Origin of the sequence: Alkalibacterium sp. AK22 (assembly GCF_000585255.1) — a bacterium.
Lineage (GTDB): Bacteria > Bacillota > Bacilli > Lactobacillales > Carnobacteriaceae_A > Alkalibacterium.
Genome location: NZ_JANL01000019.1, coordinates 14,400 through 33,391, shown reverse-complemented (window position 1 = coordinate 33,391; position 18,992 = coordinate 14,400). Strand labels below are relative to the sequence as shown.

20 protein-coding genes are annotated in these 18,992 nt (G+C 46.9%); all 20 read right to left on the bottom strand.

Features of this window, described 5'->3' with window-relative positions; all coding sequences use genetic code 11:
• Positions 1 to 61: 61 nt before the first annotated feature.
• Positions 62 to 1,129, bottom strand: a complete 1,068-nt coding sequence (locus ADIAL_RS04020) for an amino acid ABC transporter substrate-binding protein (protein ID WP_081757644.1) — start codon at positions 1,127 to 1,129, stop codon at positions 62 to 64.
• A 626-nt stretch (positions 1,130 to 1,755) separates the two neighbouring features.
• Positions 1,756 to 2,706 (bottom strand): phosphoglycerate dehydrogenase, encoded by a 951-nt coding sequence (locus ADIAL_RS04015; RefSeq protein WP_034300365.1) that lies wholly within the window; start codon positions 2,704 to 2,706, stop codon positions 1,756 to 1,758.
• Positions 2,707 to 2,765: 59 nt separating this feature from the next.
• Positions 2,766 to 3,605 carry a hypothetical protein gene (locus ADIAL_RS04010; protein WP_034300362.1) on the bottom strand — a complete coding sequence of 280 codons (840 nt, stop codon included), beginning with the start codon at positions 3,603 to 3,605 and terminating at the stop codon, positions 2,766 to 2,768.
• Complete coding sequence (rsmI, locus tag ADIAL_RS04005; protein ID WP_034300415.1) at positions 3,602 to 4,498, bottom strand: 16S rRNA (cytidine(1402)-2'-O)-methyltransferase; 897 nt, start codon at positions 4,496 to 4,498, stop codon at positions 3,602 to 3,604. Before rsmI ends, ADIAL_RS04010 begins: the two co-directional genes overlap by 4 nt.
• Before the next feature lie 5 nt (positions 4,499 to 4,503).
• Positions 4,504 to 4,857: a GIY-YIG nuclease family protein gene (locus tag ADIAL_RS04000; RefSeq protein WP_051503701.1), complete on the bottom strand. Its 354-nt coding sequence runs from the start codon at positions 4,855 to 4,857 to the stop codon at positions 4,504 to 4,506.
• Positions 4,844 to 5,626, bottom strand: coding sequence for a tRNA1(Val) (adenine(37)-N6)-methyltransferase (locus ADIAL_RS03995; RefSeq protein ID WP_051503700.1), 783 nt, complete (start codon positions 5,624 to 5,626; stop codon positions 4,844 to 4,846). The genes ADIAL_RS04000 and ADIAL_RS03995 overlap by 14 nt, the downstream gene beginning before the upstream one ends.
• 391 nt (positions 5,627 to 6,017) lie before the next feature.
• Positions 6,018 to 6,578: an anaerobic ribonucleoside-triphosphate reductase activating protein gene (gene nrdG / locus ADIAL_RS03990; RefSeq protein ID WP_034300356.1), complete on the bottom strand. Its 561-nt coding sequence runs from the start codon at positions 6,576 to 6,578 to the stop codon at positions 6,018 to 6,020.
• Position 6,579: 1 nt separating this feature from the next.
• Positions 6,580 to 8,781: an anaerobic ribonucleoside-triphosphate reductase gene (gene nrdD, locus ADIAL_RS03985; RefSeq protein ID WP_051503699.1), complete on the bottom strand. Its 2,202-nt coding sequence runs from the start codon at positions 8,779 to 8,781 to the stop codon at positions 6,580 to 6,582.
• 228 nt (positions 8,782 to 9,009) lie between these two features.
• Positions 9,010 to 9,972 carry a class 1b ribonucleoside-diphosphate reductase subunit beta gene (nrdF, locus tag ADIAL_RS03980; protein WP_034300347.1) on the bottom strand — a complete coding sequence of 321 codons (963 nt, stop codon included), beginning with the start codon at positions 9,970 to 9,972 and terminating at the stop codon, positions 9,010 to 9,012.
• Positions 9,973 to 10,038: 66 nt separating this feature from the next.
• The gene (nrdE, locus tag ADIAL_RS03975; RefSeq protein WP_034300344.1) at positions 10,039 to 12,225 is read right to left on the bottom strand and encodes a class 1b ribonucleoside-diphosphate reductase subunit alpha; all 2,187 of its coding nucleotides are present in this window, start codon (positions 12,223 to 12,225) and stop codon (positions 10,039 to 10,041) included.
• Positions 12,203 to 12,583, bottom strand: a complete 381-nt coding sequence (gene nrdI / locus ADIAL_RS03970; protein WP_034300340.1) for a class Ib ribonucleoside-diphosphate reductase assembly flavoprotein NrdI — start codon at positions 12,581 to 12,583, stop codon at positions 12,203 to 12,205. The genes nrdE and nrdI overlap by 23 nt, the downstream gene beginning before the upstream one ends.
• Positions 12,584 to 12,585: 2 nt before the next feature.
• Complete coding sequence (gene nrdH / locus ADIAL_RS03965) at positions 12,586 to 12,819, bottom strand: glutaredoxin-like protein NrdH (RefSeq protein WP_034300337.1); 234 nt, start codon at positions 12,817 to 12,819, stop codon at positions 12,586 to 12,588.
• Positions 12,820 to 13,111: 292 nt separating this feature from the next.
• The gene (locus ADIAL_RS03960; RefSeq protein ID WP_034300334.1) at positions 13,112 to 13,456 is read right to left on the bottom strand and encodes a DNA replication initiation control protein YabA; all 345 of its coding nucleotides are present in this window, start codon (positions 13,454 to 13,456) and stop codon (positions 13,112 to 13,114) included.
• 124 nt (positions 13,457 to 13,580) lie between these two features.
• Positions 13,581 to 14,573: a DNA polymerase III subunit delta' gene (holB, locus tag ADIAL_RS03955; RefSeq protein ID WP_034300332.1), complete on the bottom strand. Its 993-nt coding sequence runs from the start codon at positions 14,571 to 14,573 to the stop codon at positions 13,581 to 13,583.
• A 17-nt stretch (positions 14,574 to 14,590) separates the two neighbouring features.
• A complete protein-coding gene (locus tag ADIAL_RS03950; protein WP_034300329.1) occupies positions 14,591 to 14,920 on the bottom strand; it encodes a cyclic-di-AMP receptor in 330 nt (109 codons plus the stop codon).
• A 58-nt stretch (positions 14,921 to 14,978) separates the two neighbouring features.
• Positions 14,979 to 15,611: a dTMP kinase gene (gene tmk / locus ADIAL_RS03945; RefSeq protein WP_034300326.1), complete on the bottom strand. Its 633-nt coding sequence runs from the start codon at positions 15,609 to 15,611 to the stop codon at positions 14,979 to 14,981.
• Positions 15,612 to 15,880: 269 nt separating this feature from the next.
• Positions 15,881 to 16,108 carry a DUF2508 family protein gene (locus ADIAL_RS03935; RefSeq protein ID WP_051503698.1) on the bottom strand — a complete coding sequence of 76 codons (228 nt, stop codon included), beginning with the start codon at positions 16,106 to 16,108 and terminating at the stop codon, positions 15,881 to 15,883.
• A 10-nt stretch (positions 16,109 to 16,118) separates the two neighbouring features.
• Positions 16,119 to 16,715 (bottom strand): recombination mediator RecR, encoded by a 597-nt coding sequence (gene recR / locus ADIAL_RS03930; protein ID WP_034300320.1) that lies wholly within the window; start codon positions 16,713 to 16,715, stop codon positions 16,119 to 16,121.
• A 69-nt stretch (positions 16,716 to 16,784) separates the two neighbouring features.
• Positions 16,785 to 17,105 carry a YbaB/EbfC family nucleoid-associated protein gene (locus ADIAL_RS03925; RefSeq protein ID WP_034300318.1) on the bottom strand — a complete coding sequence of 107 codons (321 nt, stop codon included), beginning with the start codon at positions 17,103 to 17,105 and terminating at the stop codon, positions 16,785 to 16,787.
• A 17-nt stretch (positions 17,106 to 17,122) separates the two neighbouring features.
• Entirely contained in the window at positions 17,123 to 18,859 is a 1,737-nt protein-coding gene (gene dnaX, locus ADIAL_RS03920) for a DNA polymerase III subunit gamma/tau (RefSeq protein WP_034300315.1), read from the bottom strand.
• Positions 18,860 to 18,992 lie beyond the last annotated feature (133 nt).

Here is an 18,992-nt window from a genome sequence, read left to right as displayed (position 1 = left end):
CCGGTCAAGCTGATTATTATAAGGGGGGGCGTCATTCATTCGCTCTCCCCCTACTGCTGACTTATCTGAACGGCATAGAGTAATGCAGGCCGCCGTCTTCATACAGGGCGTTCATTCCTCTTGGCAGATCGAACTGTGTATCCGGCCCCAGGTGACGGTCGTATATTTCTCCGTAGTTCCCGACTTGTGAGATGGCCTGATAGGCAAAATCACTATCCAGTCCCAAGTAGCCTCCCAGATCTTCTTCTATTCCCAACAAACGTCTAACATCCGGATCATCGCTGTCCATGAAGTCATCGATATTGTCCTGAGTGATGCCGAATTCCTCAGCCTGAATCAGGGCAAAAACAGTCCAGCTCACGACATCCATCCACTGGTCGTCTCCATGCAGCACTGCCGGAGCCAGGGGTTCCTTGGACAGGGTTTCTTCCAGGATAACATGGCCATCCGGATCATCCAGTACAGCAAAGGATGAGACTAGGCCGGAACGGTCGGTGGTCCAGGCATCAACGGAACCGGCCTGATAGGCTGCAATCAGGGCATCCCGGTCATCAAAGGTCTGCGTTTCATAAGAGACACCGATTGCATCCATCTGATCAGCCAGGTTCAGTTCTGTTGTCGTTCCTGTCTCCACACCAATGATCATGCCTTCCAGATCTTCAAGTGATGAGACCCCCGCATCGGCATTGACCATCATTCCCTGACCATCATAGAAAGTGACCGGTGCAAAGTTCAAGCCGACCTCTGTGTCACGGCTCGCTGTCCAGGTTGTATTGCGGACCAATACATCCACTTCACCGGTCTGCACAGCTGTAAAGCGTTCCTGGGCGGAAAGCGGCCTAAAGTTGACGGCATCCGCATCTCCCAGAACTGCAGCGGCTACAGCCCGGGCAATATCGATGTCAAAACCAGTATAGTTTCCGTCACTGTCTACATAGCCAAAACCAGGAAGCTGGTCGTTGACCCCGGCATTCAGTTCGCCTCTATCCGTTACAGCTGATAGGGTCTGTCCAGAACTGGCTGTGCTGCTGTCCCCCTCCACTCCCTCTGCTTCTTCTGTTCCGCCTGCACAGGCTGTGAGTGTTAGCAGAGCGGCTGCGCTCAATGCATACTTTACATATTTACTCATTCGGTTTTCCTCCTATGATCTAAAATGATCTTCTAATTAGATAAGAACGAGCAACTGCTCTTCCCTGTCTGTGGCATTGCATAAGCTTGCCTTGAAACATCCTCCTTGCAGATAACTGAGCTAATTATAGCTTGGCCTTTAAAAAAAGCAAAGAAAAACATTAGAAATTACTCATGATATATTCACACTAAACTAATATTAATACAGGGAAACACTTTATTTTTCTATATTGCTAACGCTTTCATTAAAGACACATTTCAGACACATTTACAAATAAAGGCAGTCCCCTCTCTCAGACTCGTTCGCTTTCTTCTATCCGATTGGCTGGCTCTCAGCTTCTTGACTTGAACCCGATTTTATCCCCTTTATTAAGTCTACAGGCCAAAGAGTGCAAAATAATCTCTAGCCAGCAACCCACGCCCGATGTTTCAAACTGAGGACCGTTCGCTTACAAACAGACTTGCTTTCATAATCTATTTCTCTCACACTTTCAAACGTCTTAAACAACAAAAAGCCGCCCGAAGCACTAGGCTCCGCACGGCTTTTTATCAGCTTTATTTTCAGGTCATTTCTCGATCTGTTACTCTGTCAGGATTGGCTGGTTCACTTTGAGCTGTCTCATGTGTTCAGTAGCCAGCTAAATAATCCACTACATTTTTAGGAAGATCTTCGCCTGCAGCAAAGGCCTTCAGATTTTCCTCAAAAATGGCAAACAGACTCTCGTCATAGGCATCCAGATTTCCGGAAATGTGAGGAGTCAGTAGCACGTCTTCCCGCTTGTAAAGCGGATGATCTGACGGCAGCGGCTCCTGGTGGACCACATCCAGAGCTGCAAAGGCCAGGTATTTCTCATCCAGTGCTGTCATCAAGTCATCCGTCACGACCGTCTGCCCCCGGCCGACATTAATAAACACCGCTGATTCTTTCATTTCCCGAAACAGACTTAAGTTGAACAGATTTCTCGTCTCATCGGTCAAAGGGAGAATATTAACCACCACATCTGCCTTGAAAAGTGCCTCTTTCAAGTTTCTCTGTGTGACCTGTTCATCCATGTAGTCAACAGATCTACCACTGCGGTTGACCCCAATGGTCTTCATTCCAAATACTTGAGCAAGCTTGGCCGTCTGCTGACCAATTTCGCCTGCTCCCACAATCAGCATCGTTTTCCCATTCATTTCCTGACCGCTTGAGATTGGTTCCCATTTGGATTGTGCCTGCATCTTGATGGAATAGCCGATTCCTCGGGTATAGCTCAAAAGCATACCAAACACGGATTCCGCAATGCCGAATTTATGAATCCCGCTGGCATTGGTCAGGGTAATCTTCTGATTTTTCAGCTTGTCGAAATCCATATAGTCAGCTCCTGCCGAGGCCAGTTGAATCCATTGAACATCGCTTGCAGAGTCATCTATCAATGCCTGTCCGTCTTCCGTGTTCCAGCCGTACACAGCTTTGATTGCTGATCGGTCTTCTGCTTCCTTCAGAGAAGAAACGACCGTATAGTCAGGTGCCAGTTCCTGAATTTTTTTCAGGTGCTTTTCTTCCAGTGGTCTCAAGTTGAGTATCGCTTTTTTCATATCATCTCGCTCCTTATCTATACTGGTCTCTTGTACTTGCTCGCTTGAACACCAGTGAATCAATCAAGAGAATAGAAGTCTCCCGTTACACTGTCCAGTTTTTCCAGTTCGTCTGTGGACACATTGTAGCGGTAAAGGCCAATCAGATTGGACCAGGTCACGCCATCCTGTTCGACCGCTTCCCGCGCCTCGATTTGTACCCAATCCTCTTCTGTAAGATTTACAAAAAAGAAGTACTGGTCATAATCCAGATCTTCTCGGATAAGCAACTGATCAAAGGCGTAGCTTTCTGCTTCTTCTTTGGTCCATTCTCTTTCGTCATCCGCCTCGCCAGCTTCTGCCTGGCCTTCTCTATCTTCAAACCAGCCCTCTAGCTCCTCATCTGATGCCTGGTCGATAGACTCACCGGTAGCTCTCATGTATTCTTCTGCCAGCAGAGCAGACTGCCTTTCTTCCTGATATGTAGACTGTTCTCCCAGGACTTGAGCTGTTTCCTGAGCCTGCTGGGACTGCTGGTCATGAATTTCCTGCTTCAATTCTTCTCCTTCACTTTGAACAGTAGGATGACTGGTTAAATCAGCTTTCAGCAAACGGCTCAGCGTTCCGGATGCCGCATCAAGTTCGCCAGCAGCATATTCCTGCCGGGCCTTATCCAGCCTTTCTTGGTAGTAGTCTTCACGTTCAGCCGTTTCTTCTGTATCCCTATCTGCTCCATCTTCCTCAGTATCTGCTTCAGACTGCTCGTTTTCTGTCAAACCCGCATCTTCTTCAGAAGTCTCAGGCATTTCTTCAATCGCTGTGTCTTCTCCTACTCCATCCAATCCCGCTTCGTCTGATCCACAGGCTGACAGTCCCAATGTCAGGGCGGTCAGCGGTATAATCCAGTGTTCTTTTTTCATCTTTTATCCTCCTCCTGCTGGTCGATATCATGATAAGCTGCATAGACGTCCCGTTTGGGGAGATTTCTGAGCTTAGCTACTTCCTTGATAGCCTTTTTACTTGCCATGCCTTGCTGTTCCATCAAAGCTTCGACATGTGCTTTCGGGCTAATTGCTTCCCATAAAGCTGGTTCGTCTTCCTGAACCTTACTGTTGCCTTCTGCTATCAGCACAAACTCTCCTCTGACCTGGGTCTCCTCCAGCCAGTCGAGTACTTCTTCAGTTGTTCCCCGGATAAATTCTTCAAACCGCTTGGTCACTTCCCGGGCCAGCACAAGCTGCCGGTCTGTTCCAAAAACAGTCAGCATTTGCTCCACGACTTGCTTGATCCGGTGCGGTGATTCATAAAAAATCAGCGTTTCTTCCCGGCGGTTCAACTCCTCTAGACTCTCAACCAGCTCCTTCTTCTTCCTTGGCAAAAAACCGTAGAAGTAAAAAGGCTGTGGCGCCAGGCCGGAAGCAATCAGAGCAGTCAAAGCGGCATTAGGCCCTGGCAGCGGAACAACCGGCAGGCCAGCTTCGACTGCTGCTTTAACCAGGTCAACACCCGGATCGCTGATTGAGGGCATACCAGCATCGCTTACCTGAGCAATCGATTCTCCTTTTAGCATCCGACCAATCAGCTGGGGGGTCCGCTCATGGGTATTGTGTTCATGGTAGCTGATCTGTGGGGTTTTGATGTCAAAATGATTGAGCAGTTTCTGCGTATTACGTGTATCTTCCGACGCAATACAGTCTACTTGCTCCAGTATTTTAACGGCACGAAAGGTCATATCATCCAGATTGCCGATTGGCGTCGGAACAAGATACAAGCTTCCGGTTTCTTGCTGTTCAAAACTTTTCTGTGTACGGATCGTCACTACTCGGTCACCTCTTTCACTATGCATACTGTCTGTTTAGAAAAAGGCTTTTGCACGCCTTCTCGGATCAGATAGCTGTCTTTCTGTCTGCGGACCAACTTTTTAAACGCCGCTTCCGCCTTGGTTGCCGCGCTTCTAGTTGGATGAGCCTCCGCATAAATCATGCGCAGTGGTCGCCTACACTTGGGGCGTGTGTATTTCGCTCCGGCCCCACTGTTGTGTTCAGCCAGTCTGCGGTTTAAATTCGTCGTATAGCCGCCATATAAGCTCCCATCCTTGCAGTGCAGCACGTAAAAATAGCTGGGTTTACTGGGCTTGTTTTCCCCTCCGGCCTTCTTTTCATTTATCCCCATAAATCATCCTCTTCACTTCCGGCAGATAGTGGCCATCGTCATCAAAGACCACCAGCGGGGGCAGGATCTTCAGGCCATCCGGCTTCCCTTGCTTGATGCCTTCAATCAGCAGCATATTGGCTTCCCTTCCCGCTTTTGGATGCACGAAACGGATGCGTTTAGGCGCCAGATCGACAGCCTTCATCGTTTCCATGATTTCCAAAAAGCGCTCGGGCCGGTGAACAAAAAAAGCTTTGCCCCGGGTCTTTAATAAACCAGCTGACGTCTGCATCAGCTGCTCAAGCGTCAGATGAAGCTCATGCCTGGCAATCGCCAGATGGCTGTTTGGATTTTTCCGGCTGCTCTCGGTAACTGTAAAGTAAGGCGGGTTACAGGTAATGACATCGACGGAGTCTTTTCTAATGTACTCAGTCGCCTGCTTGACGTCTGCGTGAATCATCTGAATCTGGTCGGTCAGACCGTTCAACTGAATGCTCCGCTCAGCCATATCCGCCAGCCGGTCCTGCAGCTCCACTGCTTGCACTTGGCTTTGTGTCTGCTGACTCAGCATCAGGGCGACCACTCCATTACCTGAACACAAATCAACCACGTGAGCCCGGTTATGATGCGGGACTCTGGCAAAATTTCCCAGCAGGACCGCATCCAGAGAAAAAGAAAAAACAGAAGGACTTTGAATGATTTCCAGGTTATACTGCATCAGCTGATCGATGCGTTCATCGTTTCTTAATTCTATACTCACACTTTTCTTCCTTACATTGATTGAATGCATTCAGTATACCAAATATCAAGCAACTGTTTCAGGCTTTTATCCATAAAATTGACAAAAGCCACTCATCAGATGAGTGGCTTTCTGGTCCAGAACAAATACTTCTAAAGTAAACGCTGGTTATTTCTATTCATATCTATACTACTAAGTTTCTCATTTAAACGACCCGATCCCTACCTCTATCGCGTCCTTACAGCTCTCTAGCTGCGCCAGTGCGGATAAACTTCGATAAAACAGTTTATATAAAATACTTGGTATTCATTCTTGACGTTTTAACAGTATACCACTTAATCAGCACAAAGCCAAATCAGATGCTTATATGAATGTTAAGGCTTGTATTTTTTTCCTGACTGTCTCTTCGTCGGCGCGCGTCATTATTAGACGCCTTAGCTGCTCAGCAGTAGTCACCGTTACTCCACAATACTACGGCACCTTTTTTCAGTGACTGCCGGACATCGATGATGCGCTGGTTGGAGCTGCCTCTGAAAGCTAGGTTGAGGTCCATCTTGTCCTGCTCGAAGCGCCCGTCTACTAACACGTCGATCAACTCAAGGAGGCGGCGCTTGTCGGCCGTTCCGGCCAACAGCTCCTCCCAGGTGTAGCCCGTCCAGGACCAGATATCCTTTTTTTGTCCAAATATTGCTCTGACCTTTTCACAGAGAGGCACCGTTACCCCTGTATTCAAAAAAGGTTCCCCGCCCAACAGAGTCAGGCCCTGGCAGTATTCAGCTTTCAGATCACGTATAATCTGGGTTTCCAGTTCTTCCGTGTACGGAGCGCCGTAACTAAAGTCCTGCGCCGCTTTATTGTAGCAGCCTTTGCAAGCAAAGGGACAGCCACTGACGTAAATGCTGCAGCGGACACCTTCCCCGTCCACGAAGTTATACGGTTTATAGTCGGCCACAAAGTTTTTACTAAACCGCTTGGATGTCCAGTTAACTGGATCTGCCGGCATATCAATCAGTCCCCTTTAGATGTTTGACACGAGAAGCAATTTCCCTATGTCGCCCCTGCACCATCGGACGCTTCTGTGGGTTTCCAAGGTAGCCGCATGTCCGTTTCACCACGTCACAGGTTTCCGGATCAGTATTGCCACAATTCGGGCATTTAAAGCCGCTCTCTGTGGGCTTGAAATCTCCGTCATAACTACAAGCATAGCAGTGATCAATCGGAGTATTGGTCCCCAGATAACCTACCCGCTCATAGGCATAGTCCCAGACCGCTTCCAGTGCTTTAGGGTTGGTCTGCAGCTTAGGATACTCACAGTAATGGATGAAGCCACCTCCGGTATACTTGGCATATTCTTTTTCGAAGTCGATTTTCTCAAAAGGGGTAGGATTTTTCCGCACATCATAATGGAAGCTGTTCGTATAGTAGCCTTTGTCCGTAATGTCCTTGATCTGTCCAAATTTTTCTGTATCCAGCTTGCAGAAGCGGTCAGTCAGGCTTTCACTTGGTGTAGAATAGACACTCACATGGATCCCGCTCTCGTCTCCCCAGATATCTGCATGTTTCTTCAGTTTCTTCATCACTGACAACGTAAAGCTTTTAGCTATGGTATCCTTTTCCCAGTCGGAGCCGAAAAACTGTGCCGCAGCTTCATACAGGCCGATATACCCCAATGATACCGTCGCCCGCTTGTTCAAAAACAAATCGGACACTTTGTCTGTTTTTGACAGCCGCTTGCCGAAAGCTCCATGCATGTACAAGATCGGTGCATTGGCCGGCTCTGCCTCCATGACGCGTCGGGCTTTGAAGAGTAGAGCATCCTTAACCACTGCCAGGCGTTCCTCCAACAGCGCTTCAAAGCGTTCCTGACTGCCCCTGGACTCGATGGCGATCCGCGGGATATTTAAAGTCACTACCCCCAAATTCATTCGTCCAGCTGCCACATCCTCGCCCTTGTCATCGGTCCATCCCTGTAGAAAGGAACGGCAGCCCATCGGTGTTTTGAAGCTGCCGGTGATGTCGACCAGCTTGTCATAGCTCAAAACATCCGGATACATGCGCTTAGTGGAGCACTTTAGAGCCAGTTGTTTGAGGTCATAGTTCGGATCCTCAGGCTGTAGATTTAGCCCGCGTTTCAGCGTAAAGATCAGCTTTGGAAAAATCGCCGTACGCCGTTCCTTCCCGAGCCCGTTAATCCGGACTTCTAGGATCGCTTTCTGAATTTCCCGTTCGATCCAGTCTGATCCCAGGCCGAAACCCAGACTGGTGAAAGGCGTCTGCCCCTGAGAAGTGTAAAGGGTATTGATCTCATACTCCAGACTCTGCATGGCGTCATAAATATCTTTCTTTGTTTTTTCCTCTGCAAAGGATTGCTTCCGGTCTTCTCTTTCTATCCAGGTTTCTGCTGTATTCAGATGCTTCTGATAATTCAGACTGGCATAAGGGGCCAGAACTTCGTCGATCCGGTCGAAGCTGCAGCCGCCATACTGGCTGGAAGCCACATTGGCGATGATCTGAGCTGTCTGAGCAGCCGCTGTCTGGATCGACTTGGGCGAATCGACTTCCGCATTACCGATCTGGAACCCCTCTTCAAACATATGCTTAAAATCAATCAGACAGCAGTTACTCATCGGGGCATAAGGTGTATAATCCAGGTCATGGTAATGAATCTCTCCTTTTTCATGGGCATTGGCGACATGAGCCGGCAGCATTTTGAGTCCCAGGGCCTTACCGACGATACCCGCTGTTAAATCTCTTTGGGTATTGAACACTTTACTGTCCTTATTGGCATTTTCATTGACGATTGATTTCTCTTTATCCAGCAGACTTTTAATCATGGCATTCACGTCACGTCTTGTTTCCCGCTCTTTTTCCTTTTCTTCCCGTCTCTGGATATAACCCTCTGCCAGATCACGATAATGAGAGGACGCCAGGATTTCGAGGACCAACAGGTCGATTGCCTTGGTATCCAGAATCTTCCACTTTTTATTCATGATCTGAGTCTCGACCTCATAAGCAATCAGCTTGAGGTCCTCAATCGCATAGTCAAGGTCCAGCTGTTCCACTGCCTGAAAGAGTGCCTCTGTGATTTTTTTTCGACTGTACTTCTGCATCCGCCCATCGCGCTTCTGGACTTCCATTAATGACTTATTGATCATCTTTTCGTTATGATCGGCTGCCATTTTGTCATTCCCTCTTACCTTTTGCATGAAAAAGCACCATCCTTTGTTTATTTTGTCCTTCATTTCAAGTTAAAAACTTCACAAGGAGCTTTAAAAAAATATACTTGTGAATCTATGTATCCCAGGAGTGCACGGCCGGGCTCCTGAGTCCGGCCTGTTCGCACTTTGGAATCTTTCAATATAAAGTATAGTCTGTCCTATTCTATTCGGCGGGCAGTGACTGATACTTGCCCAATCCCTTCATGATTCGTCTCTTCAGTTGAACCACTGGTCGTAGTCACTGTCGGACATCGACTCGACCATGCCGACCAAATAGCCGTTTCCTACTTGAGAGAAGAAATCATGGTTGCTGGTACCGGTCGAAATGCCGTTCATGATGATGGGATCGACATCTTCGGCTGTATCCGGGAACAGGGGATCGAAGCCCAGATTCTGCAAGGCCTTATTGGCATTGTAGCGAAGAAAGACCCCCACGCTTTCGGTCCAGCCCAGCTTGTCATAAAGATCGCTGGTATAGGCCATTTCATTTTCATAAAGCTTAAACAGCAGTTCATACGTCCAGTTTTTAAGCTCTTCTTGCTCTGCTTCCGACAGCTGGTTGAAGCCGATCTGGAACTTGTAGCCCACATAGGTCCCGTGAACGGATTCGTCACGAATGATCAGCTTAATGATCTCAGCGACATTTGTCAGCTTGCTGTTACCCAGATACCGCAGTGGGGCATAAAATCCCGAATAAAACAGGAAAGATTCCAGAAATACACTGGCTACTTTTAGCTGCAGTTCTGTTCCATTTTGGTAAATATCATTGACGATTTGAACTTTTCTCTGCAGCATCGGATTACTGTGTGTCCAGTCAAATATATCGTCGATTTCAGACTTAGTATTAAGCGTACTGAAGATGGCACTGTAGCTCTTGGCATGCATCGATTCCATGAACTCGATGTTGTTGTATACAGCTTCTTCATGCTGGGTCCGGCTGGATTTTTTCAATACTTCCACTCCGTCCTGAGACTGGAGCGTGTCCAGCAGCGTCAGTCCGCCGAACACTTTAGCAATCATGTCTTTTTCTTCCAATGACAGCTTGTTCCAGTCGTTCAGGTCATTGGACAGCGGAATACGCGTGTCCGTCCAGAATTGTTCTACAAGCTTTTCCCAAGTCAGCTTGTCAATCATATCTTCTATACGATTCCAGTTGATCGCTTTATATGCTTCTATCACTTTAAACGCTCCTTCATTCAGTTCGCGGTAATTCGGCCAGCAGCTTACGTTGATTCAGCCGACTGATTAGATTGTACAACTCTCACAGGCATTGGCACCGATCTCTTCCTGATCGTCCGTAAAAGTACGGATGTAATAGATAGATTTGATGCCTTTCTTATGCGCATAGTGTCTCAACAGTGTCAGATCCCGTGTTGTCTGCTTGTCCGTCCGGCCTTCTTTCCATTCGTACAGGCCTTCTGGAATAACGGAACGCATGAACAGGGTCAGACTCATGCCCTGATCTACATGCTTTTGCGCTGCAGCATAGACATCAATGACTTTCCGCATATCCATGTCATAAGCACTGACATAATAAGGCATCGTTACATTTGAAAGATAAGGAGCCGGGTAGTACGTCTTGCCAGTCAGTTTTTCTTGACGCTCTTCAACCAGACGGGTAATTGGGTGGATGCTGGCCGATGTTTCATTTACATAGCTGATTGAACCGGTCGGTGCTACGGCCAGACGGTTCTGGTGGTAAAGTCCATTCTTTTGAACATCCTGTTTCAGTTCTTGCCAGTCCGCCTGTGTCGGCACGGCAATTCCTTGCTCTTCAAATATTTTTGCTACTTTTTCGTGAGCAAATTCAAACGATGCTTCAGTATAACGGTCAAAGTAGCTCCCGTCGGCATAGGCTGACTTCTCAAAATTGTGGAAGACTGTGCCCCGCTCAGCGGCCATTTTATTACTGGCTTTAAGCGTATGGTAGTTCAGCAGCATAAAATACGCATCGGTGAATTCAATGGATTCTGGAGAACCGTAGTGCATCTGCTTCAGGGCAAAGAAGGTGTGCAGCCCCATAGCCCCCAGACCGATTGTATGGTACTTGTCGTTCCCGTTTTTTACTGTCGGCACGGCTTCAATACTTGATTTATCCGTGACATAAGTCAGGGCCCGGACCATGGTTTCAACAGAGTGTCCAAAATCCGGTGTTTTCATCAGGTTGACCACATTGGTCGATCCGAGATTGCAGCTGATGTCAGTCCCCATCACTTCATATTCCTGATTGTCTTTGATGAGAGACGGCTCCTGAATCTGCAGAATCTCGCTACACAAATTGCTCATCGTGATGGTCCCATATACCGGATTTTCACGGTTGGCGGTATCAATATTGATGACATAAGGATAGCCTGATTCCTGCTGCAGCTTGGAAATTTCGTTTTCCAGCTCACGAGCATTGATTTTTGTTTTCTTGATATCCGGATGGGCAACCAATTTGTCGTATTCCTCTGTAATGTCCACATAAGCGTAAGGTTCACCGTAAATGCGCTCGACATCGTACGGACTGAACAGATACATCTCTTCACCGGAAGCTGCCAGCTCGTAAAATTTATCCGGGATTACAACGCCAAGCGACAAGGTCTTGACCCGCACTTTTTCATCTGCATTTTCTTTTTTAGTGGAGAGAAAACGCAGGATATCCGGATGGAATACGTTCAGATAGACTGCCCCTGCACCATTTCGCTGACCCAACTGGTTGGAGTAGCTGAAGCTGTCTTCCAGAAGCTTCATGACCGGCAGTACACCACTTGAGGCATTCTCTATTTTCTTGATTGGATCTCCTGCTGCTCTCAAGTTGGTCAGGTTGACGCCCACGCCGCCTCCAATACGAGACAGCTGTAAGGCCGAATTGATGACACGCCCAATACTATTCATGTCATCAGTTGCCTGGATAAGGAAACAGGATACAAGCTCGCCACGACGCTTTCTTCCGGCATTCAAGAAGGTTGGTGTAGCTGGCTGATAGCGCTGGTTAATAATCTCTTCCGCAATGTGGCGGGCCAGATTTTCATCCCCATCAGCCAGAAACAGGGCATTGAAAGCAATCCGGTCTTCAAAACGTTCAAGGTAACGGTCACCGTCATCTGTCTTCAGAGCATACTGAGTATAGAATTTATAGGCTCCCATAAATGAACGAAAACGGAACTGCTTTTCATAAAGTGCCTGAAATAGTTCTGTAATGAAGGCCTGCGAATATTTACTGATAAAGCCTTCTTCAATAAAGTCATTGGCAATTAGATAGTCTATTTTTTCAGCGACTGAGGCAAAAGGGACCGTTTTGGGCTCGACGTGCTCTTTGAAAAAAGCCCTGACAGCCTCCTGGTCCTTGTGCAAAGGAATCTGATTGTTGACCGGTCGGTTGATTTGATTGTTTAGTTGAAAATATGTGGTCTCTTTTGTTGTGTCTTTAGCTGTGGTTGTCGAAGCCAAGATCTTTCACCGCTTTCTTCAATTTTGATACGTCGTCGTCTGTTCCCTGAAACTCAAATTGGTGGAGCAGCGGAACATCATATGTTTCTGCCAGTTCTTTGGCTGTAAAAATGAAAAGCTGCCCGAAGTTGAGATTTCCTCCCCCGGCAATGCCTTTAAAATGCGTCGCATTGTTGCCGGTCTCAAGAAAATCGTTCAGCAGCTCTTTTACTTCACCGTCATACGTCGGTGTGACAATAATAAACGGTTCATCTATTTCGATAAAAGGATCTGCCGGATTCAGCTCCAGCCTATCCATATTCAACTTATCTACAAACTTTCTTGTCTGACCTGTCAGTGAGAAAAAAACGACTTTCATGCTCAAGCCAGTCTATTCAAAAGATCCGGACGGAAACCATGGAAAGCCTCCAGACCTTCGGCAATCACGACGGGCAAAGAACTGAAGCCCAGGCTTTTCACTTCATCTACCGCCTGTTCATTTTCTTCGATGTCTTTCACTTTATAAGGAATACCTTTGTCTTCCAAGAATTTTTTTGTAAAATTGCACTGCATGCAGTTCGGTTTAGAATAGACAATAACTGGTGAATTTTTCATAATGATCTCCTCCGTTGGGGTGTATATAGGGTTTTACGGACCACAATATATTGTGGTCCAATGGAATAGGCAGTATAAACTGATATTTTTTCGATAATTTTATTTTACAGCAGAAAAATAAAAAAGCAAGCATCAAACACTACATATATTAATTAACTACCTCACAAACACTATATATAGTGGTGCAGACAAAAACACACTCCCGGCAGAAACGTCAGAACGCACGTTTGGCGGGAGTGTTTAGTTGTTAAATACTTTAATGTTTTTTTCAATATACTATATCTTGTGTTTGCTATTTCCGTTCGCCATAAATGACTTCCAGGCAGAATGCGCAAGGTTCATCGCCGTCTCTTCTCGATCCGTAAAACAGATTGCAGACATGAAAGCCATCTTCATATATTTTTTCCAGATTGAGTCGGGACTTTGTCATGCCCGTATCGACTGCCTGTTTTTCAACAGACTGCTCCTTGATGATCTCTGCCAGCCGATCTCTCAGGTGCTGATTTTCCATCCGCAATACATGATTGTCTTCTGTCAGATGAGACAGTTCGGTCTTCATGTCTTTAATGATCTGCAAGGTGGCTTCTGCTTGAGATTCTAAATCAGTAAAGGTATCGTGCAGTTCTTTTTTATTCATTCGTCACCACTTCTTTAAGCGCTCGTCATTGACGTTCTTTAGCGTGAGTCCACTAGCGCCTCACGTTCCTGTATAGCATACCATGATTAAGCTGAAATTGCCAAGCGAACTGAGAAGTCTTTCATTATCCATTTTTACGGATCACCGCAAGCATCTGAAGCGCGCAGTCTTCAAATACGCCCTGAGCTGCCACGTTGCTGTCAAGCAGTTTTTTTCCCGTCAGGCCAACTTCCATCAGCTGAGCAACAGTTAACGGACGAAAGCGGGAGGCATCTATTTCGAGTTCTTTGACCTGTTTGACAAAAGCAGGGGAATAGTTCGACTGCGTCCGTATATTCAGCAGATCCTGGAGCAGGATAATCATCAGATCCAACACCCTCTGCTGCTCTTCTTTTTCTTTAGCAAGAGGTATGAGATCTGTCTGTACATAGACGAAGGCCTGGTCATCTTTTTTGGATATGAAACTGTACCATTTCCATACTGCTATAACCAGCTGAAGCAGTTCTTCTTTTTTTGACAAGGCAACTGCCTGAGACGTGTCACTGGTCAGCTGACTCAAAATTGCTGCCTTATCATCACTGATACCTGCTGCTGTGAGCTCTTCTACCCGCTGCTGTCTAGAAAGCTGAGGAAAATGTATAAGCTGACATCTGGATTGAATTGTCGATAGGACCCGGTGTCTAGCTGTTGTCAGTAAAAAGACGGTAATGTCGCCATCCGGCTCCTCCAAAAATTTAAGCAAGCTGTTCGCCGCTTGGACCGTCATTTTCTCCACATCTTGAACAATCACTATTTTTCGTCGACTTTCCATTCCGCTTTTTGTAAATTCTTCTTTTAACGCACGTACCTGTCCAATTTTGATAGACTGACCATCCGGCTGGATTTCAACCACATCTGGATGGTGATGGTCTTTAACACGCCTACAGGTCTGGCATTCTCCGCAGGCTCCGTTCTCACTCACTGGACAAAAGAGAGATTGGGTGATCCATAGAGCCATTTCTTTCTTCCCCGTGCCTGCCTTTCCTTCAAAGATATAGGCATGCTGCAGGGTATTCTGTTTTAAAAGCTGAAGAAACAGCCGCTGAATGCTCGGCTGTTTACTGGTTAAAGTAGACATTACAGGTCTCCTCGAGTTTAAAATTGCAGAAATTGGTCGATTGGAAGCACGAACAGCGTAGCTCCACCGACTTCTACATCGACAGGATAAGTCAGATCAGATTCCAGGGTGAAATCGTATGAGGGGGGGCTCATCATGGTCTGACTTCGTGTTGAACAGTTCTCCTTTATCAGCTCCAGTACCTCGTCAATTTTTCGGTCTTCTACCCCCAGCAGGAATGTTGTATTTCCGGACCTTAAAAATCCTCCGGTTGAAGACAGTTTGGTTGCACGGATTCCATTTTCCACAAATTCATCTGCCAGGCGTTTGCTGTCCTGATTTTGAACAATTGCAACAATCAATTTCATCGTGATCATCCTTCCTCTTATATGTCTCGCTTTTTACTTGTTTCACATACTCTCACACTTACTTTAGTCTAGGCTTTAAAATAGCCCAGGCGTCTTCAAACACCTTGGCAGGCACCTGAGAAGCATCAATCCGGCTGAACCGGTTTGGGTCTTCTTCAATTAGCTGTTCATAACCTTCTCTGACTTTTTCATGAAAAGTTATTTCTTCAAGTTCAAGCCGGTCCTGCTTGCGATTGGAATGCTTGCTTTTAATCCGTTTGAGGCCTTCGTCTGATGCAATATCCAGGTAAAGCGTGATATCAGGCTTAAGGTCCTCGACAGCAAAAGCATTAATGGCTATAACCTTGTCCATCCCAATGCCCCGGCCCTGCCCCTGGTAAGCGACTGAACTGTCGACAAATCGATCACACAAAACTATTTCGCCTCTTTCCAGTGCAGGCCGAATTTTTTCGACCACATGCTGGCGCCGACCTGCAGCCAGCAGAAGCGCTTCAGTCCGCGCATCCATTTTTGTATGTAACGGGTTCAGTATAATGTCTCTAATTTCTTCGGCAATCTCACTCCCTCCCGGTTCTCTTGTTATAACTAAAGGACGTTTTGTCTCAGCCGCAACAGCAGTTTGCAGCTTTTTGACCAAAGTCGACTTGCCTGCACCGTCCGGTCCTTCAATCGTGATAAATAATCCGTTCACGAGATTTCCTCCATCTAATTCTATATTCTTGTCCTCATTATACGGCAGACGAAACCACCTTGTCCATTTCTTTCTTGTATGAACTACTGCCCCTTTTTTGCTCTCAGCAGATGGCAGGCCGCTCACAAAGCAGCTGAGTCTGTGCTCCGAGCCGGAATCATTGTGAGACACAGTCGACCAGCGGCTGTTCCCCTGCCTTTAAACCGTCAGCTGACTTATAGACAGATTAACAAAGAAAGAAAAAAGCCGGGACAGTGGTCCCGACTTTTTTAATTAAGCAAATCGCCTCTGAGTTTGCGGATCCGCGCTTCTTTAAAAAGGTAGAAGTACTTGGCTCTTTGAAGTTTGATCTCTGCTTCCCACTTGGGATGGTCCTTGACCATGATTTTTTCCAGCTGGCTGCCTGATTCGTACAGCTCTTTCTGCTTTTTTATCTGATCCAACAGTTTCTGATCATATTTTTTCTTCAGCTTATGCTTTTTTCTAAACATTCCCATTCTTTGACCTCTACATTTCTCTTCTGCCTTCTACTGCTTTAAGCAGAGTCACTTCATCTGCATACTCAATATCACTGCCTACAGACAGACCATGAGCTAGTCGGGACACTTTTATTCCGGCCGGTTTGATCAGACGTGACAAATACATGGCCGTGGCTTCCCCTTCGGCAGTCGCATTTGTCGCCAAAATTACTTCCTTGACTTCCTCTTTTTGCAGACGTTTGATTAGCACAGGAATATTGATATCTTCAGGACCCGTTCCCTCAATCGGAGACAGTACACCATGCAAAACATGATACAGACCCTTGAATTCCTGCATTTTTTCCATTGAAATGACATCCTTGGGATGTTCGACGACCAGTATCACAGACTGGTCACGATTCTTGTCCCGGCAGATATCGCAGGGATCATTCTGTGTCATGTTGCCGCAAGTTGAACAGTAAGTCAAATCCCGTTTAACGCTGATCAGCGCCTTGGCAAAACGCGTGACATCTTCTTCTCTCATATTTACCGTATAAAAAGCCAGGCGGGCAGCTGTTTTCTCCCCTATTCCCGGCAGCTTCATATAGCTTTCCATCAGTTGTGCTATCGGTTCTGGATAATGCATGACCGTTTCCTTTCTTCTGCAGTTGTAGTCCGCTAATCGGCCATCCCTGCAGTAGGCAAGTCCGGCTGCTTACATGCCGGGGATGCCCAAACCTTTAGAGTATTTACCCATCGTTTTTTCTGTTTCTTCGTCAACCTTGCCGAGTGCGTCGTTTACGGCGAGTAGGACCAGGTCTTCAATGATTTCGACATCTTCAGGGTCAATGATGTCTTCCTTGATGCTGACCTGCTTACACTTCTTGTCGCCCGTAAAGGTCACAGTCACCAGGTCATCATTAGCTGTTCCTGTAAATTCTGTTTCATTCAGCACAGCCTGAGCCTGCTCCATTTCTTTCTGCATCTTCTGCATTTTCTTCATCATACCTTGCATGTTTCCCATTCCACCACGCATTGGGCAGTCATCCTCTCTCATTCTTTGATTTGTACAATATCTTTCCCAAACAGTCCGATTGCTTCACTGACCAGCGCATCCTCTTCAGCCGGAGCTGTGTCTTCTTGACGGTCCTGTTGCCCATCATCACCGCTACTATCATCAGCTGATCCATTGCCGTTCATCTGCTTGATGAAGGCCTGTCGGACTGTCGGCCACTGTTCGCTCGGAACCGTACAGAGTTCAGCACGGTGGCCAATTACTTTCTCGAGATAGTCACCAATCGATTCCAGGAGAAAAGTATCGGTGGACGCTCTCTCACATAGAATATCATAATCGAAGGTGACAACCAAGCCTGTTGGACTGGCTGCAACAGGGTTTGAGGTCTTCATGATCGCTTTCTGACCGGCGGGCAGGTAGTCAATCAGATCCGGCCAGACATCTTTCAACTTGTTGAGGTCATCTTTAGTCGCCTTGTCCAGAATCTTGAAAACCTGAACGTTATTGACTTTGAAAGCCTGCTGCTTTCTTGGCTTACGGGCCTGAACAGCAGCCGGTTTAGGAGCGGGTCCTTTGGCCCCTGATTCCTGAAGTTGCTCAATCATTTTCTGCATCTGCTGCATCTTCCCTTTGAGCGCCGAAAGCTCCTGGCTGTCTGCCGGAGCCCCGTGCACTACCGGATCCTGACTGTGTGCGGACGGCTGAGTCAGTCTCACTGTTGCGACTTCCAGATAGACTTCAGCATGACTCGACAGCCTGATCTCCTGTTGGGTTTGGTTCATGACCCGAATGATTTCATATAATTTATCTGCTTTTGCAGCTTCGGCCAGCTTCTTGAAACGGTCGTCTGCCTTACTCATCTTCAGTACCGTTTCTTCACCGGTTTTCTTAAAAATCAGAAGATCCCGGCAGAAAAGGATGGCATCATCCACTAGGCGATTGGCATCTTTGCCTTCCTGAAGAATATGATGAAGCAGTTCAAGCCCTTTTTCCGTGTCACTGTTCAAAGCTGACGACACATATTCTCCCAGCAAATCCTGCGTGATACTGCCGGTAATCCGCAGGGTTTCTTCAAGAGTGATCAGTCCATTTGAAAAAGACAAAGCCTGATCCAGTATGCTGAGCGCATCACGCATTCCACCTTCGGCTGCCTTGGCAATCGCCAGCAAAGCATCCTCTTCATAGTCCACCGCTTTTTCTTTTAAAATATACGCCATCCGTTCGACAATATCTCCGGCAGAAATTCGTCTGAAATCAAAGCGCTGTGTACGGGAGATGATTGTCAGAGGAATTTTATGCGGCTCAGTTGTAGCCAGAATAAAGACAACATTCAGTGGAGGTTCCTCGAGTGTCTTCAGTAGCGCGTTAAAGGCTCCCATCGACAACATGTGAACCTCATCAATAATGTATACTTTGTATTCAGCCTGTGTTGGTGCGTAGTTCGCTTTTTCCCTGATATCTCTAATTTCTTCGACCCCGTTGTTGCTTGCAGCATCAATTTCAATCACATCATTCAATCTGCCCATTGTGATCCCTTCACATATTTCACAGGCATTACATGGCTCACCATCCTGGGCATGCGGACAGTTCATTGCCTTGGCAAATATTTTGGCTGCACTTGTCTTGCCCGTTCCCCGAGGTCCGGAAAACAAATAGGCATGACTGGTATTCCCTTGACTTAGCGCGTTTCTCAACGTACGCGTCACAGCTTCCTGGCCGGCAACATCTGAGAAACGCTGCGGACGCCACACCCGGTATAAGGCTTGATAACTCATGTTTTCCCTCTTTTCTTAAGTCTTCTCTATTCTATTATAGGGGAAATCAGGAGCAAATATAAGGAGTATTTTGACACTTTCCTCCGGTCCTCAACGTCCAAACCGTCCCCATAGATTTCTCCCCCACCTGAAG

What these genes read in the sequence shown, in the direction of transcription:
- ADIAL_RS04020 (WP_081757644.1), bottom strand. Translation starts at nt 1,129, where the DNA reads ATGAGTAAATATGTAAAGTATGCATTGAGCGCAGCCGCTCTGCTAACA.
- ADIAL_RS04015 (WP_034300365.1), bottom strand. Translation starts at nt 2,706, where the DNA reads ATGAAAAAAGCGATACTCAACTTGAGACCACTGGAAGAAAAGCACCTG.
- ADIAL_RS04010 (WP_034300362.1), bottom strand. Translation starts at nt 3,605, where the DNA reads ATGAAAAAAGAACACTGGATTATACCGCTGACCGCCCTGACATTGGGA.
- ADIAL_RS04000 (WP_051503701.1), bottom strand. Translation starts at nt 4,857, where the DNA reads ATGGGGATAAATGAAAAGAAGGCCGGAGGGGAAAACAAGCCCAGTAAA.
- ADIAL_RS03995 (WP_051503700.1), bottom strand. Translation starts at nt 5,626, where the DNA reads ATGCATTCAATCAATGTAAGGAAGAAAAGTGTGAGTATAGAATTAAGA.
- nrdG (WP_034300356.1), bottom strand. Translation starts at nt 6,578, where the DNA reads ATGCCGGCAGATCCAGTTAACTGGACATCCAAGCGGTTTAGTAAAAAC.
- nrdD (WP_051503699.1), bottom strand. Translation starts at nt 8,781, where the DNA reads ATGCAAAAGGTAAGAGGGAATGACAAAATGGCAGCCGATCATAACGAA.
- nrdI (WP_034300340.1), bottom strand. Translation starts at nt 12,583, where the DNA reads ATGAAAGTCGTTTTTTTCTCACTGACAGGTCAGACAAGAAAGTTTGTA.
- nrdH (WP_034300337.1), bottom strand. Translation starts at nt 12,819, where the DNA reads ATGAAAAATTCACCAGTTATTGTCTATTCTAAACCGAACTGCATGCAG.
- ADIAL_RS03960 (WP_034300334.1), bottom strand. Translation starts at nt 13,456, where the DNA reads ATGAATAAAAAAGAACTGCACGATACCTTTACTGATTTAGAATCTCAA.
- holB (WP_034300332.1), bottom strand. Translation starts at nt 14,573, where the DNA reads ATGTCTACTTTAACCAGTAAACAGCCGAGCATTCAGCGGCTGTTTCTT.
- ADIAL_RS03950 (WP_034300329.1), bottom strand. Translation starts at nt 14,920, where the DNA reads ATGAAATTGATTGTTGCAATTGTTCAAAATCAGGACAGCAAACGCCTG.
- ADIAL_RS03935 (WP_051503698.1), bottom strand. Translation starts at nt 16,108, where the DNA reads ATGGGAATGTTTAGAAAAAAGCATAAGCTGAAGAAAAAATATGATCAG.
- recR (WP_034300320.1), bottom strand. Translation starts at nt 16,715, where the DNA reads ATGCATTATCCAGAACCGATAGCACAACTGATGGAAAGCTATATGAAG.
- ADIAL_RS03925 (WP_034300318.1), bottom strand. Translation starts at nt 17,105, where the DNA reads ATGCGTGGTGGAATGGGAAACATGCAAGGTATGATGAAGAAAATGCAG.
- dnaX (WP_034300315.1), bottom strand. Translation starts at nt 18,859, where the DNA reads ATGAGTTATCAAGCCTTATACCGGGTGTGGCGTCCGCAGCGTTTCTCA.